The sequence below is a fragment of the Roseivirga sp. BDSF3-8 genome, assembly GCF_041449215.1.
Taxonomy (GTDB): Bacteria; Bacteroidota; Bacteroidia; order Cytophagales; family Cyclobacteriaceae; genus JBGNFV01.
The window spans coordinates 3,734,160-3,747,469 of the sequence record NZ_JBGNFV010000001.1 but is presented as its reverse complement, the minus strand read 5'-3'; the positions used below and the strand labels follow the sequence as shown (position 1 = coordinate 3,747,469).

The window sequence follows — 13,310 nt, the reverse complement described above, 5'->3', positions numbered from 1 at the left end:
TAAACTCAATTCGTTTCCAGCCTGTATGACTGTAAATTGTCTGCGATCTTTCGGTCATTAGACAATCTGGGCACTTTATTCTGGCCGCCAAGCTTTCCCTGTGACCGCATATAGCCTATAAAGGCTCCTTTTTGCAGCGAAATCACCCGGAGGCTGCGCAGGATATTACCTGAGATCAGGTCATCATAATATGAGTTCAATTCCTGCAATCGCGAATTTAATGTTTTTTCGAATGCTTCCCTATTTTCCGGCTCTTTTGCAAACTCCACATACCACTCATGAAGCGGAAGTCCTTCAGCAGGAGTCACCTGCGGTGCTACCGTAAACTCGACTACTTCAACGCCAGGATGTTGCTCCATAGCGTATTGCATCGCTTTTTCTACCTCCTCCCCTATTACATGCTCTCCAAAGGCAGAAATAAAGTGCTTGATCCGGCCCGTTACTACCAGCCGGTAGGGGTCTTTTGAGACAAACTTTATAGTATCACCAATATTGTAGCTCCACAGCCCGGCATTCGTATTAAGTATAATCACATAGTTTTTACCCAGCTCTACCTCATCAATACGTAGTCTCCGGGGATTATCGTCAAAAAACTCCTCTGCCGGAATAAACTCATAAAATATGCCATGATTAAGAAGCAATAGCAAGCCTGGCTCAGTCTGGGTATCCTGGTAAGCAATAAAACCCTCGCTCGCAGGGTAGGTTTCTATACTATCCACCATACCTCCAATACTTTCATAAAGCTTAGCCCGGTATGGCTCAAAATTCACCCCGCCATATACAAACAGACCAAAGTTGGGAAAGACCTCTTTTATCTTCTTCCCCCCCGTTCGCTCTCTGATGCGGTCAAAATACATCTGCACCCAGGGAGGAATACCTGAAATAAGGCTCATGTCCTTATCCAGCGTCTCATCAATGATTTTTTCAAGCTTCTCTTCCCAGTCCTCCATGCAGTTGGTTTCATAACTGGGCAGCTGGTTTGTGCGCAGATACCCGGGCACATGATGATTGACTATGCCGGACAAGCGCCCAACTGGGATTCCGTTCTTCTCGGTAAGCTCAGGGCTTCCGCTGAGAAATATCAGTTTGCCCTCCAGAAAATGACCATTACCCGTTTCATGCACATAACTAAGCAGGGCATTACGCGCACTGTTGATATGATTAGGGATGGACTCTTTAGTAATAGGAATGTACTTGACTCCTGATGTGGTTCCACTGGTTTTTGACAGGTACCTGGGCTTTCCGGGCCAGAGAACACTCTCCTCTCCGCCCACCATACGATCAACGTAAGGCCTTAACCCCTCATAATCCCGAATGGGTACGCGCTCTTTAAAATCTCCGTAGTGACGCACCGACCCAAAGCCGTGGTCACTGCCAAAGGCTGTTTCAGAACCTTTTTCGATTAACTCTCTAAAAACCTTCTCCTGGGTTTCAGCAGGTTGTGAAGACCACTTTTTCTGATCGCGCACAACGTATGCAGCCAGTGGCTTGCTTAAAAAAGAACGTATTCCCATGTGTACAAATGTATAGAAAATGTCAAAACGACATGACGAAATGCATTATGTCATTTCCAAATCGCGTTTCCGGCCTTAGGGAGGTTAAAATATGTTAAAACCGACATAAGCGCATGTTTTTTGCGTTGATAAATGCGATACTTAAATCAGATTTAGAAACCCCCAACCTAATTCGTTTATGAAACAACTGATCCGTACCGTTTTTGTCGCCTTTCTGGCAGGAATTGGCGGCTCATACACCTATGATTACCTTACTGAAGAACAGGATGTGTCATTGGCAACTACCTACCCGGTAGCTCATTCAGAAACTGATCAGCCGGCTTACCAGGCAAGCCAATACTGTCCGGCCTCTATTAGCCCAGAGCTACGCAATGTCCCGGATGACTTTGTCGAAGCCTCCCGCAACAGCACCCCAAGTGTGGTATATATCAAAACTATCACACAAAATGACTATGGGAGAAATAGCTGGCTTGAATATTTCTTCGGAGGTGGCGGTGGCTCTCAGATCAACAGTGGCTCAGGCGTGATCTATACCTCTGACGGGTACATTATCACGAATAACCATGTGGTGGAAGGGGCCGATCAGCTTGAAGTTATCCATGATAAAAAAACATATGAAGCTCGCATCGTTGGCCGCGATCCATCTTCTGACCTTGCGGTAATAAAGGTCGAAGCCTCAGGGCTTCCCGCAATTAAGGTTGGTCGAAGCCGTGACATTCAAACGGGTGAATGGGTGCTGGCGGTGGGTAATCCATTTAACCTTACCTCTACCGTTACCGCTGGTATCGTATCCGCAAAAGGCCGCCAGATTAACATCCTGAGAAATACCAGCTTCCCACTGGAAAGCTTCATACAAACAGATGCGGCCATCAACCCGGGTAACAGCGGCGGAGCCTTGGTCAACCGTACCGGTGAGTTAGTCGGAATTAATACAGCCATAATCTCAAAGACCGGCTCCTATGCAGGGTATGGATTCGCCGTTCCCTCTGACGTAGCAAAAAAGATTGCAGACGACATTATCAACTACGGCACTGTACAAAAGGCATTTATTGGTGCTGAGGTAGTGGGAGTAGACGAAGAGATCGCGAGGCAACTGGATGTACGTGAGCCGGAGGGGGTAGTTATTAGCTACCTGGAAGAAGGAGGAGCAGCAGAGAAAGCCGGCCTTCAGCGCGGGGATATTATTCTTGATCTGGGGGGAGTAAAAACCGGCAGTCACGGCAACTATTCAGAGGCACTAAGCTACTACTCTCCAGGTGATAAAGTACCTGTGACGTATAAGAGAAAAGGTAAATTAAGCAGCACTTCACTTTTACTAACGAATCGTGACGGCAGCACAAGTCTGGTACGTAAAGAGTTTTACACCTCAGATAAGCTTGGTGCTGAACTTGAGTCACTAAGTAATGCCGAAAAGCGAAAAAGAAATATCGAGAATGGTGTACGCATCAGCCAAATCCGCACCGGCCTTATTCGCCAGATGGGTTTTGAAGAGGGCTTTGTGGTAACCGCGGTAAATCGCAAGCCGGTAGATTCTCCGGAGGATTTGGAAAGCATGCTGTTAGGTATTCGCGGCAGAGTGATTGTAGAAGGTGTAAACACCCGTGGAGTCAGGGGGTATTACAGCTTTGTGTTTTAAAATAAAGAAAGGGCTGTCTCAAAAGTAGTAAGGACTTTTTTGATACCAAACAATATTTGGAGAATTGCTTCAAACACTCTACATAGCGAAGTCGGACGCGACCCGGTACAAACTTCGCGACAATGGTAACCACGGGACCGAACGCGGCCCGGTATAATCCCGCGGTAGTTTACCAAATTCAAAATTATATTTTGAATAAAAAGAAAGAGGCTGCCTTTTGAGACAGCCTCTTCTTTATTTTCCTAACCTTACGACCATTAGGCCGTAGAGGGGCAGGTTCAGACAGTAACTCTGACCCGTAATTTCTTCTTAAGTGACTCCACGGCATTTTTCATTTTGCTATCGATGGTCACCATGTCGTTTACACTCTGTACGGCATGAATAACCGTACTATGGTCACGCCCACCAAAGTGGAAACCTATTGACTTAAGGCTATGATTGGTGTATTCTTTGCAGAAGTACATCGCCACCTGCCTGGCAATAACGATCTCTTTTTTACGTGTCTTGGCCTTCATATCATCCAGGCTGATGTTGAAAAACTCAGAGACCGTCTTTTGAATAAAGTCCACTCCCACTTCTGTCTCTATATCCGAAACAATATGCTTCAGGCACTGCTTTGCCAGCTCCAGATCTATCTCCCGTCTGTTAAGAGAAGCATGGGCAATAAGGCTGATTATCACCCCTTCCAGTTCACGAATATTAGTATCCACGCTATAAGCGAGGTACTCGATCACATCATCAGGAATATCGATACCATCAGCCTGCATTTTCTTTTGGATAATGGCAATTCGCGTTTCCAGATCAGGCTGCTGAAGGTCAGCTGTAAGGCCCCACTTAAAGCGACTTAATAACCGCTCCTGCAGACCACGCAGGTCTCGCGGAGGGCAATCGCTAGTCATTATTATCTGCTTGCCAGACTGGTGAAGGTGGTTAAAGATATGGAAGAATATCTCTTGGGTCTTCTCCTTATTCGCCAGAAACTGAACATCATCCAGGATAAGCACATCCATTTCCAGGAAGAAGTTTGAGAAATCCTGAACCCGGTTATTCCTTAACGCTTCTATAAATTGATTCGTGAACTTTTCGGAAGAGACATAATAAATACGTCTGTCGGGCAGGTCTCGCTTAATCTCGTTACCGATTGCCTGAACCAAGTGAGTTTTTCCAAGTCCGACACCTCCGTAAACCATAAGTGGGTTAAACGAGGTTACACCGGGCTTTTGCGCTACAGCGTATCCGGCTGACCTCCCTAATCGGTTACAGTCTCCCTCTACAAAGGTGTCAAAAGTATAATTAGGATTGAGCTGAGGATCATGCGGCTTAGCGGGCGCTGATGCCTCCTGCTGTGGTGTGCTAAAATTACTGCCGTTTTGCCTATAGTTACTGGCAGCAGTACCATTTTGCTTACTGGTATTTTTCTCGGGATAATTAACCGTATAGGGCTGGCTGGTAGCCGAGCCCTGGTCCACGATAACCGAATATTCGAGGCGACCCTCTTTACCCAGTACCTGGTCAATTGCTCCGCGTAGCAAATGGACATAATGCTCCTCCAGCCACTCATAAAAGAACTGACTCGGTACTTGAATTGTAAGTACCTGATCTACCAGTTTAAGCGGAACTATTGGCATAAACCAAGTCCTGAAGCTTTGCTCACTGGTACTAGCCTTTATGTAGCGGAGACAATTATTCCATACTGAATGACAGTCAAGTTGCATCGGCCAGAAAGAAATGGATTAGTGTTTTTTTAGACCCTTAATATGTAAGGGGAAAACAAAATTGTTAAAAATTTTAAAGATAAAAAAACCTCATTGCGCTTGACTTTATCGAATGTGGCTAATACCAGAATATGCGAATTTATGCTTTAAAAATTATTCGTTTTTTGATACACCAAAGCCAAAAAATACAAGTTAAAAATGCAATGCAATTAATCTTACCTATCAGAGCTTTACAGTCGCTGGGTGAAATAGGCGACAAAAATAGTATTTCATTTGATTTAAACCTAGATTTTCAGGGAATGAAACAAAAATCAGCATTCTGCTATTATTTGGGAAGAGAAATATCACTTGTTCAGAATAGCTGCGATGGGTAAGGATTAAATTAAAAGTGTTCGCAAGAAAAAATTCATCTTTTGTATATACTTCCGAAACACTGTTAGTATCTCGTATTTCGGGTCGTTATTGCCTGTAAGGTTTTCTTTGCGGATAGACCAAAAACCGTAACTTTGACTCGATATTCATTCTTTTGAATTTGGTATTGACAAATGACTTTAGCGCTTTTTCATGTCGGAATCGGATAAAAACCTGCAACTCAAAGAGTACTTCAAGGAAATCACCCCTGAAGAATGGCGTACCAAAGCAGAGAAAGACCTGAAAGGGGCCTCGCTGGATAAACTTACCAGTATCTGCTATGAGGGAATCCCTATAAAGCCTCTCTACACATCCGCCCCCGAGGGCGCTGCCGATCGCTACGGCAGACATACTCCTTATGAAGGGCCTGAACCTGAGGCCCGGCACTGGACCAATTATGAGCTAATACCACTTGCCTCAGAAAAGGAGGCCAATCACATGGCTCTAAAGGCGCTGGAGAATGGCGCTGACGGAATCATTTTTGACCTGCAAAAAGATGCAGACCTCAACTTTGATGACCTCATGCGCGACATTATGCCTCAGTACTGTCACGTATCCTTTACCGGTGGGCCAACTACGCTCGTTTGCATAAAAAACTACCTTAAATACATTGTAAGCCAGGACTTACCTGCAGAAGAGGTAAGAGGGTTTCTGAAGTATGATCCCTTCTACCCGCTACTCACACAGAATAACCTTAATGAGAAGTCCTTTGCCCTACTGAAGAACATCATGGATACCAGCAGTACCATGCCGGGATTCAGAGGGTTGACTGTTTCCGGTTCTGTTTTTCATGAATCTGGAGCTGATACGGTGGTTGAAACGGCCATGATGATAAGTGCCGTTACAGAATTGATTGACCGGCTATCGGAATCTGATTTCAGCCCGGAAATACTCTTTCATAACCTGGTTCTGTCAGTCCGGTGCGGTCGCGAGTTTTTCCTGGAAATAGCCAAACTACGGGCCCTTCGCTTTCTGGTAACTAAACTGGCTCACGCTTACGGATTAACCTCTTTTACCGGTGATGACATTTATCTACACGTCAACACGGCCAGGTTTGATAAAACACTATTTGACCCTCATACAAACATGCTTCGTAATACCACCGAAGCCATGTCCGCCATCATAGGAGGGTGCAATTCGCTGCATGTTATTCCCTACGATGAAATTTTCCGGCCTGTCAGTTCTTTCAGCACCAGAATCAGCAGGAATGTTTCCCTTATACTCAAAGAAGAAAGCTACCTGAATAAGGTGGTGGACCCTGCAGCGGGCTCATATTATATAGAGAGCCTGACAGACGATATTGCCAATAATGCCTGGAAAATATTTCTTGAAATGGAGGAGCTGGGTGGCTTTGTGAAAGCTTACCACAGTGGCTATATACAAGATCAGGTAGAAAAAGGCGCTAACGCCCGAAAAGTTAAGACTGCCTCCCGCCGGGATGTCTTTGTTGGGGTCAACCAATATGCCAATGCAAGTGAGATCCTGGATCCCGATGCCCTCAAGCTAAAAAAGTATACTCCGGGCGAAGAAGGGCCGGTACTTACTCCCTATCGTGGAGCCTGGCCGTTTGAGCAATTAAGGCTTAAAACGGAGAAGTTTGTTAAGCGCATGGGACGCGAACACCGTCCGAATATTGAGCCTATTCTATTATCTAATACAGCTATGGCCAAAGCCCGGGCCTCTTTTGCCACTGGCTTTTTTGCCAGTGCCGGCTTCGGCTCACTGGATGAAATGATAGTGGATAATGTAAAAGAGAATGCAAAGAAAGCCGGTCAGCAGCGGGCTGACATCATTGTTTTCTGTGGCTCTGATGAGGATTACAGACATAATGCGCGCCAAGCGGCCGAAAAGTTCAGGTCTGGGTGCAAGGGAAAACTACTTATACTTGCCGGACCACCAGAAGCGCTCGAAGAGGGATATGCAGGGCTTTTCGATTACCTGATACACCGTAAAAGCAATGCCATAGAAATCCTGGAGCAAATACAGGAGAAAGTGCTTTCCAAATCAAAAAACAACTAGACGATGAGACCTGATTTCAAAAATTTCAAATGGGAAGGGGTTTCAGCTAAAAAACCTGAACATAAAAATGTTATAGCAGACTGGAAAACCGCCGAAGGAATAGAGGTACCCCCGATAATAACGCCTGATCACCTGAGTCCTGCCGAGCATATTGGATTTCAATCAGGACTTCCTCCCTACCTGCGGGGCCCTTACAGCACTATGTATGTTACGAGGCCATGGACCATCCGCCAATATGCAGGGTTTTCGACCGCAGAAGAATCAAATGCCTTTTATAGAAGAAACCTGGCCGCCGGTCAGAAAGGTCTTTCGGTGGCGTTTGACCTGGCTACTCACCGCGGGTATGATTCAGATCATGCACGGGTGGTAGGCGACGTGGGAAAGGCGGGCGTAGCTGTGGATTCGGTGCTTGACATGAAGATCCTGTTCGATCGCATCCCACTTGATAAAATGTCAGTATCTATGACGATGAACGGTGCGGTCATTCCGGTGATGGCCTTCTATATTGTGGCAGCGGAGGAGCAGGGTGTAAAACCTGAGCAGCTGAGTGGCACCATTCAGAACGATATTTTCAAAGAGTTTATGGTGCGTAACACCTATATATACCCTCCGGCTCCGAGTGTACGTATCATTGCTGATATTTTTGCCTATACATCCCGGCACATGCCAAAATTTAACAGTATCAGCATTAGCGGATACCATATGCAGGAAGCTGGTGCCACAGCAGACATTGAGCTGGCATATACACTGGCGGATGGCCTGGAGTATTTACGTACGGGTATAAAGGCGGGCCTTAAAGTAGATGAATTTGCTCCCAGGCTTTCCTTTTTCTGGGCGGTAGGCATGAATCACTTCATGGAAATAGCCAAAATGCGGGCCGCCAGAATTCTTTGGGCCAGACTGGTAAAACCTTTTAATCCGGAAAACCCTAAAAGCATGGCCCTGCGTGCTCACAGCCAGACATCAGGCTGGAGCCTGACCGAGCAGGATCCTTTCAATAACGTTACCCGTACTTGTGTGGAGGCCCTCGCGGCAGCGATGGGGAATACCCAGTCACTTCACACTAATGCGTTGGATGAAGCCATAGCGCTTCCTACTGATTTCTCAGCAAGGATAGCCCGAAATACTCAACTTTACCTGCAGGAAGAAACAGGCATTACACGTACAGTTGACCCCTGGGGAGGGTCATACTATGTTGAGTTTCTCACGGACCAGATAATGCGTAAGGCCTGGGATCTGATACAGGAAGTAGAGGAAATGGGCGGCATGGCTAAAGCTATAGAAAGCGGGCTGCCTAAAATGCGTATCGAAGAGGCTGCCGCCAGAAAGCAGGCGCGTATAGACAGTACAAAAGACGTCATTGTTGGTGTAAACCGCTACCAGACTGAAGAAGAAACAAGTATCGACCTTCTTGAAGTGGATAATACTGCGGTAAGGAAGTCACAAATAGAACGCCTCAATAAAATGAAGGCTGACCGGAACAATGAGAAGGTTCAGGAATCACTTGAGGCTATCACCACCTGTGCGCGTACCGGAGAAGGAAATCTGCTTGAATTAGCCATAGAAGCAGCCCGTAATCGTGCCAGCCTGGGAGAGATTTCTGAAGCTATGGAAAAAGAGTTTGGCCGCCACAAGGCGGTTATAAAATCCATATCAGGTGTGTACTCCCGCGAAGCTGAAGAAGAAGACACTTTTAAAGAAGCACGGGAACTTGCCGACAGATTTTCCAGGGAAGAAGGTCGCCGCCCCAGGATTATGGTTGCTAAAATGGGACAGGACGGACATGACAGGGGTGCAAAAGTGATTGCCACAAGTTTTGCTGATCTGGGCTTTGACGTTGACATAGGGCCACTTTTTCAAACCCCTGAAGAGGTGGCAAGACAGGCAGCTGAAAATGATGTGCATATTGTAGGGGCATCCAGTTTGGCAGGAGGGCATAAAACACTGGTGCCTCAGCTTATCGAAGCTCTCCGGGAGCTTGGCCGCGATGACATCATGGTTGTAGCAGGGGGTGTAATCCCTTCGCGCGATTACCAGGAATTGAAAGATAAAGGTGTGGCAGAAGTATTTGGCCCTGGTACAATCATTTCAAAAGCTGCTATCCGAGTACTCAACCGACTTATGGAAGATGAGCCTGTAAGCAGCGAGGAGTAGGCTTTATTCAGGTTTTGAAAAACAAAAGCCCCACTGAATGAGTCAGTGGGCTTTTGTTATCTGGTAGTTATTGCAGTTCCGAAAGCTTGTTAGACAGCGTAAGCCTTTCTCCTAAAGACTCATAGGCATTTGATAGTTCATTTGCATACTTCTCCGTTTCGTCCGAGGACATTAAGAGGGATAGCTGTTGTTGATGGTCAAAAGCTTCTCTGTGTTTCTGCTGGGCTGTTTCGGCAGTAATTGCCGTTTCCAACATGGTTATCTTATCATCATATTCAATATTACCCATTAGAAGCAAGCCCTTTTCAGCATAAGTTTCTGCCTCAGCATATTCCTTATTGGATAACTTGAATACTGAGAGATCCCGATATGCCTGGGAGAGATAGAATGATGAGGCGGTAGGCATAATTGTCTCAAGGGCCAGCTCGTAATAGTGATCTGCACTATCTTTCATTCCTGTTTTTGAATACATATAAGCCAGATTATGATACAGCCTGCCCTCAGTTCTGTAATCTTCCAGTTCCTGGGATATCTCTACCCCTTTATCAAAGTACTTTTTTGCCTTGTCATACTCCTGGAGAAGGATAAGGGCGTAACTCATAGAATTGTAAAGTCCTCCAAGCCCTGTTTTCTCCTCATCCATACCTTCAGCTAACTCAATAGCGCGATCCAGGTATTCTTTACTTTTACTGTAATTACCTGCATCAAGATAATTCCTTGCTCTGGTCCTTACCATTTTGAGTTTAAAGCTTTGCTCAGAAATATAGTCATAAAGCTTGAAGGCTTCCGCAAAGTGACTCTCTGCCAGATCATACATTTTCAGACGCCGAAACATGAGTCCTGTGGTATAGTGTACCGTAACGAGCCTTTCGTGGGCTTTCAGTTCCAGGAAAACGTCGTGAGCATCTGCAAAATACTGTATCGCCTCAGCGTATTTATCGTCCTGGTAAAGTTTTACCGCCGAACGATACATTAAAATACCATTCTCTTCCTTACGGCTTAATTCAGAGACCAACTCCTGATAAAGCGCGAAATGGTGGTCGGCTTTTTTTTTATCTTTAAAATGAAGCGTATATAGGCCTGCAAGAAGTCCATGAGCATCGGAAAGGCCTTTAGAGTAGCCAATAGATTCGGCTTTTTTCAGGGCTTCTTCTCCATAATTCAAAGCCCGGATGGGATCGGTAGACTCATGCTTCTTAGCTTGTTGCAGAAGCTGGTCAACCTCTTCTGTCTTTGAAGGAACTGTCGCCAGTTCCTTCAAACCAGAAGATTGGTTTTGGCATCCATTAAGGGTGCCGGTTAATAAGGTAAATAAAATTATAGCTGTATGTAAATACCGCATTTAAGCTTATCCATTTTTATAGGCGCCATCGATGCCGGCGTAATCTGCGGTTGGATACATCCATGGGGGAGTTTCCTCACCCTCACCAGATCCGCCATCACCACTTCCTCCGTGGAGAGTGCCCATTGCTTTGTGCGAAATTACATAATTTTTTAGCTGGTTGCCGAGAAAATAAATGGTGCTTTTGTTCATGTAACAGAATTTTAAGGTTAGCGATTTTTCATTGCTGAATAATCCCTCTTTTCGTTCAACACATACTGACAATCACCATTTAAATACCATCCGCTAAGAGCCTCATGCTCCGATGAATGCTATTTAGTTTTTACGATTCCTGATCAATTGGAACATCCTAATAAATAACACTTAGTGTCTTATACTAAGAAATAATAATCCTAATTAAAGAATAAGCAGGGAACAATTCAACAATAAAGAAAACTTTATCTAACAAAAATTAAAAAATAGCCCTCAGGATTAAAAAAAAGGCAAAAATGAAAAATTTAATATGATACAATTTTTTAATTGGTACCAATTGAACAAAAAGTATCTATCAACCCTGACAAACTTTCAATTGTTTGAATGAAAAACCAGAAAAACCCCATGTAAGGTTCCCAGCTCATTTACAGATATCTTATTATCAATGACTTAACCACCGGTTTTTTCAATGGTCTTTCAAGTTAATTTTTTGAAAAAATCTTACCAGAGAATCATCATCAACCACGACGGTTCTCTTTCAAACCAGGGGTACGAGGTCTGGTAATGACGAAATGTGCAGATCGGCCTTGACATTCTCTGCCACTGAGACAGTTTGAATATCCAGCTTTTTAGCCGGGATGAGGTCACGCTCCTTATCTCCCACCATATATGAAAGGCCAGCATCTATTTTGTATCGGGCGATGGCACGTTCAAACATTAAAGTACCCGGTTTACGACTAAGAGACTCGCTGATTACAGGATGCCACGGCGCGTAATAAAGGTGGTCAATACAAAAGCTACATGTCTTCTGAAGCAGCTCATGACATGCTAAAACATCACTCTTTTGATAAAGGCCTTTGGCGATACCGGCCTGGTTAGTAATCACAACCAGGTGAAAGCCCTTTTTCTTTAAAGCAATAAGCGCCTCAGGGACGCCATCAATAATGTCAAAATCTTCGGGCCTGAAGGTATATTCTCCTCTTTCACGATTGAGAACGCCATCCCTGTCAAGAAATATTGCTTTATTTGTGTAATTCATGCTCTAATATGCACGCTGCCTGCCTCTGTTACAAATCGTGGACAGCCTGGTAATGCCGGCTTCATCAGTCTGCCATTGCAAGAAATTTGATGAGCGGTGAATCCTTTTTTGCTGAAATAAGTAAATTTAATAGTATCTAATTAAAGAATATAAGGTAAACATGAGCCACTTTGAAAAAGTAAAGGGATATCTAATTGACCTTGAATACGAAATCACCTCGGAAAACCTGGAAGAGCAGTTGCTTGTAGTGGAAGACGAGAATCGGGGAATTAAAAACATGATCATTGATATTGAAGAGCCTATCGTCGTTGTAGAGCAGGCACTCCTGAAAGTCAATGGAAATGACCCGGAGGTGTTCCGTAAATTATTAAGAAAAAACAGGGATATCGTTCACGGAGCGTTTTGCCTGGATGAAGATGGCCGACTTATCTTCCGTGATACGCTTCAGGTAGACTCCCTGGATTGTAATGAACTGGAGAGCAGCATAAACTCTCTGAGCATGTTGCTTGCCGAGTACTACGAAGAATTGATTGACTTTTCTAAATAAACTTAAATAACCATGATCTCAGCATTTAAAAGATTATTCAAAGTTGGTGAAGCAGAAGTTCACGGCGCTATAGATAAACTTGAAGACCCGATCCGGATGACGGAACAGGGTATCCGGGATCTGAAAAAGGACCTGGATGAAAGTCTGAAAGGACTGGCAGAAATAAAAACGCTGGTTATTCGCTCCCGCCGGGAAATGGAAGCAGCTCAAAACAAGTCTGCTGATTATGAGAAAAAAGCCATGGCTTTACTAAAAAAGGCTCAGGCCGGTGAAATGGATAGTGCAGAGGCTGACAGGCTTGCTACAGAGGCCCTTCGTCAAAAGGACCAGGCTGACAATCATGCAGCCACGCTCAAGCAGGAGCTTGTTACACATGAAAAAGCCAGTGCGACCATGCAGCAGAACGTTCAGAAACTTAAGAGCCAGATCAACACCTGGGAGAATGAACTGAGAACGCTGAAGGCGCGCCATAAGGTAAGTAAGGCTACTGAGCGGATCAATAAGCAAATGGCTCAGATTGATAGCACCGGAACTGTTTCCATGCTTGAAAAAATGAAAGATAAGGTAAACGAGCAGGAGGCACGCGCGGATTCATATGCAGAAATTGCTAACGAAAACCGTAGCCTGGATAGCGAAATAGATGATGCTTTGAATACTTCGAGCAGTTCTGATAGCGATGCGCTTGCTGCTTTAAAAGCTAAAATGAATCAGCAGGGCTAATCAGCTCAAGCAACGATTAAA

10 protein-coding genes are annotated in these 13,310 nt (G+C 44.9%); 5 read left to right on the top strand and 5 right to left on the bottom strand.

The window, feature by feature from the left end:
- Window positions 1–5: 5 nt before the first annotated feature.
- Entirely contained in the window at window positions 6–1,514 is a 1,509-nt protein-coding gene (locus tag AB9P05_RS15880) for a GH3 auxin-responsive promoter family protein (protein ID WP_371909812.1), read from the bottom strand.
- Window positions 1,515–1,692: 178 nt separating this feature from the next.
- Between AB9P05_RS15880 and AB9P05_RS15875 the strand changes: the two genes are divergently transcribed.
- Entirely contained in the window at window positions 1,693–3,150 is a 1,458-nt protein-coding gene (locus AB9P05_RS15875) for a S1C family serine protease (RefSeq protein ID WP_371909811.1), read from the top strand.
- Window positions 3,151–3,428: 278 nt separating this feature from the next.
- Here AB9P05_RS15875 and dnaA read toward each other — a convergent pair whose 3' ends face one another.
- Complete coding sequence (gene dnaA, locus AB9P05_RS15870) at window positions 3,429–4,865, bottom strand: chromosomal replication initiator protein DnaA (protein ID WP_371909810.1); 1,437 nt, start codon at window positions 4,863–4,865, stop codon at window positions 3,429–3,431.
- A 564-nt stretch (window positions 4,866–5,429) separates the two neighbouring features.
- On the opposite strand from dnaA, the gene AB9P05_RS15865 reads away from it, so the two are divergent.
- Window positions 5,430–7,295, top strand: coding sequence for a methylmalonyl-CoA mutase family protein (locus tag AB9P05_RS15865; RefSeq protein ID WP_371909809.1), 1,866 nt, complete (start codon window positions 5,430–5,432; stop codon window positions 7,293–7,295).
- 3 nt (window positions 7,296–7,298) lie between these two features.
- Window positions 7,299–9,449 carry a methylmalonyl-CoA mutase gene (gene scpA / locus AB9P05_RS15860; protein ID WP_371909808.1) on the top strand — a complete coding sequence of 717 codons (2,151 nt, stop codon included), beginning with the start codon at window positions 7,299–7,301 and terminating at the stop codon, window positions 9,447–9,449.
- Window positions 9,450–9,516: 67 nt separating this feature from the next.
- On the opposite strand, the gene AB9P05_RS15855 is transcribed toward scpA, so the two are convergent.
- The 3 genes from AB9P05_RS15855 to AB9P05_RS15845 all read right to left on the bottom strand — a co-directional run bounded on the left by AB9P05_RS15855 (window position 9,517) and on the right by AB9P05_RS15845 (window position 12,022).
- Window positions 9,517–10,710: a tetratricopeptide repeat protein gene (locus AB9P05_RS15855; RefSeq protein ID WP_371909807.1), complete on the bottom strand. Its 1,194-nt coding sequence runs from the start codon at window positions 10,708–10,710 to the stop codon at window positions 9,517–9,519.
- An 87-nt stretch (window positions 10,711–10,797) separates the two neighbouring features.
- Entirely contained in the window at window positions 10,798–10,983 is a 186-nt protein-coding gene (locus tag AB9P05_RS15850; protein ID WP_371909806.1) for a hypothetical protein, read from the bottom strand.
- Between the two features lie 538 nt (window positions 10,984–11,521).
- Window positions 11,522–12,022 carry a D-glycero-alpha-D-manno-heptose-1,7-bisphosphate 7-phosphatase gene (locus AB9P05_RS15845; RefSeq protein ID WP_371909805.1) on the bottom strand — a complete coding sequence of 167 codons (501 nt, stop codon included), beginning with the start codon at window positions 12,020–12,022 and terminating at the stop codon, window positions 11,522–11,524.
- A gap of 160 nt (window positions 12,023–12,182) precedes the next feature.
- Between AB9P05_RS15845 and AB9P05_RS15840 the strand changes: the two genes are divergently transcribed.
- Both AB9P05_RS15840 and AB9P05_RS15835 read left to right on the top strand, forming a co-directional pair.
- Entirely contained in the window at window positions 12,183–12,569 is a 387-nt protein-coding gene (locus AB9P05_RS15840) for a YbjN domain-containing protein (protein ID WP_371909804.1), read from the top strand.
- A gap of 12 nt (window positions 12,570–12,581) precedes the next feature.
- Window positions 12,582–13,289, top strand: coding sequence for a PspA/IM30 family protein (locus AB9P05_RS15835; protein ID WP_371909803.1), 708 nt, complete (start codon window positions 12,582–12,584; stop codon window positions 13,287–13,289).
- The last annotated feature ends 21 nt before the right edge of the window (window positions 13,290–13,310 follow it).

Bases quoted from the DNA above. Each gene is read 5' to 3' on its own strand.
- AB9P05_RS15880 (WP_371909812.1), bottom strand. From the start codon at position 1,514: ATGGGAATACGTTCTTTTTTAAGCAAGCCACTGGCTGCATACGTTGTG.
- AB9P05_RS15850 (WP_371909806.1), bottom strand. From the start codon at position 10,983: ATGAACAAAAGCACCATTTATTTTCTCGGCAACCAGCTAAAAAATTAT.
- dnaA (WP_371909810.1), bottom strand. From the start codon at position 4,865: ATGCAACTTGACTGTCATTCAGTATGGAATAATTGTCTCCGCTACATA.
- AB9P05_RS15845 (WP_371909805.1), bottom strand. From the start codon at position 12,022: ATGAATTACACAAATAAAGCAATATTTCTTGACAGGGATGGCGTTCTC.
- AB9P05_RS15835 (WP_371909803.1), top strand. From the start codon at position 12,582: ATGATCTCAGCATTTAAAAGATTATTCAAAGTTGGTGAAGCAGAAGTT.
- AB9P05_RS15875 (WP_371909811.1), top strand. From the start codon at position 1,693: ATGAAACAACTGATCCGTACCGTTTTTGTCGCCTTTCTGGCAGGAATT.
- scpA (WP_371909808.1), top strand. From the start codon at position 7,299: ATGAGACCTGATTTCAAAAATTTCAAATGGGAAGGGGTTTCAGCTAAA.
- AB9P05_RS15840 (WP_371909804.1), top strand. From the start codon at position 12,183: ATGAGCCACTTTGAAAAAGTAAAGGGATATCTAATTGACCTTGAATAC.
- AB9P05_RS15865 (WP_371909809.1), top strand. From the start codon at position 5,430: ATGTCGGAATCGGATAAAAACCTGCAACTCAAAGAGTACTTCAAGGAA.